This is a genomic window from Stappia sp. 28M-7, from assembly GCF_014252955.1.
Taxonomy (GTDB): domain Bacteria; phylum Pseudomonadota; class Alphaproteobacteria; order Rhizobiales; family Stappiaceae; genus Stappia.
Genome location: NZ_JACMIA010000008.1, coordinates 1 through 1,818 on the forward strand (window position 1 = coordinate 1; position 1,818 = coordinate 1,818).

General features: G+C 54.7%; 2 protein-coding genes. Both read left to right on the top strand.

The window, feature by feature from the left end:
- The coding region (locus tag H7H34_RS23225; RefSeq protein ID WP_463668136.1) for an argonaute/piwi family protein at window positions 1-547 on the top strand (547 nt) is incomplete at its 5' end.
- A gap of 3 nt (window positions 548-550) precedes the next feature.
- The gene (locus H7H34_RS23230; protein WP_185926912.1) at window positions 551-1,768 is read left to right on the top strand and encodes a PD-(D/E)XK nuclease domain-containing protein; all 1,218 of its coding nucleotides are present in this window, start codon (window positions 551-553) and stop codon (window positions 1,766-1,768) included.
- Window positions 1,769-1,818 lie beyond the last annotated feature (50 nt).

Here is a 1,818-nt window from a genome sequence, read left to right on the forward strand (position 1 = left end):
GCGGAGCACCGATAAGGTGCGGTTAGTGTTCCATATGTTCAAGCCGCCCAAAGATACAGAAGCGGAAGCAATCAAACGGACAGTGGAAGATCTCGCTCTCGATAATGTGACATTCGCCTTTGTTCATGTCGCGCCGAGCCACCCGTTCATCATATTTGACCTTTCTCAGCAGGGAATCGGATTCCGCGCGCCCAAGAAAGGTGTCCTTGGACCGGCACGTGGGCTTCACCTTAAATTGGGTGATTACGAATCGCTGATAGTGTTTTCGGGAGCTTCAGAGTTGAAGCAGGCTAGCGACGGAATGCCAAGGCCGTGCCTGCTCAAGCTGCACCGACTTTCGACCTTTACTGACATGACATACCTTGCACGGCAAGCTTTTGAGTTTTCTGGCCATTCTTGGCGCATGCTATCTCCCGAGCCTTTTCCAATCACGGTTCGCTATTCCGATCTAATCGCCGAACGTCTGGCAGGACTAAGTGATATACTTGGATGGGACGCTGACGCAGTGCGTCTGGGGCAAATTGGACGGACGTTGTGGTTCCTGTAGCCCATGGTCAACCTGCTCGACATACGCGCGACGCTGATCGCAGAGATCGAGAAGGAGAATGATCTTCCGTGCCATGTCGCAGCTTTCTCCGCTTGGATCATGGCCGATCATCAATCACTTCGCCAATATGTGAGTAGTGCGATCGGATTTACCGGGCAAGCTCGGCATCCGGAACACGTCGCGGCACTTGGTTACGGAGCCGCAGGTGGATTGCTGACCGCGGACGAACGCGACGCGTTGTGCAGCGAACTCACCCATTTGGGCGGACGTTCATTCTTCGCAGCAGGGCGCCCGCCAAGATTCGAGGTCGACGGAGTAGCTCTGCTTGGAGTAGCGCTCGGTGTTGCGGCTCTGGCAAAGGAAATTGATAGCGGGTGGCTGGCCAATCTGTTGACACGTTCAGAGAAAGAAGTGTCCAGCGACTCGTGGCAGTTGGGGCTCGTGAGGTCGGCAAGATTGTCGATCGGCGAGACAAATTTGCGGATTGTCCCGCCTGACCTGGCCGTTGCCATGCACGCGAGAAACATCGGAGAGCTTAATGATGATGACCTTGAAGCGGCTTGGGGGACTACCGTTCGCCTAGAGCCACATAATGCAGGGTCGGCACGGGACGCGGTCCGGCTTTCCGTTTTTGACTTCGCGTTAGCGCGACGAGGCCAGATATCCCTCAAAGGTACAACCCAGGCAGACCTGATCAGTTTGCTGGAAAACGTGTCACGTTCAATGCGGCATTGGACCTTTGAAACTCAGCCCCGCACCGCAAAGTCGGCAGTCGCGAAATGGGAAATTGAAAACGAGTATCACGTCCAGAACTTGCTCTGGGCGGTGCTTGCCCCCGTATTTTCCGATCTTGAAGACGAAGAGAACCTACCTTCGGTTGGTCACAAGAACCCTCGTGCTGACCTCGGCATTCCGTCTTTGAGGACAATCGTAGAAGTGAAGTTTATGCGCAGTCCAGGGCAAGCTGCTTGCGCAAAGGTCATCGAGGAGATCGCAGCGGATGCCAGCCTCTACCTAAGTCAGAACAAGCCGACAGGCTATGACAGTATCATCGCGTTCGTCTGGGATGACTGCGCCCAAACCGAGCAACATTACGAACTCAAGACTGGGCTGGAGGCTATCAAGGGTATTACGGCGGCGATAATCCTGCCTCGGCCATCCAAAATGGCGCGCACCTTGGCAACAGAAACAGGGAAGGCCGCCCTGCGGCGGCCTAAGTAATTGTTATATCTCGCATTCTATGGAGTTATAACAAAAGTGGTTGCGGGGGC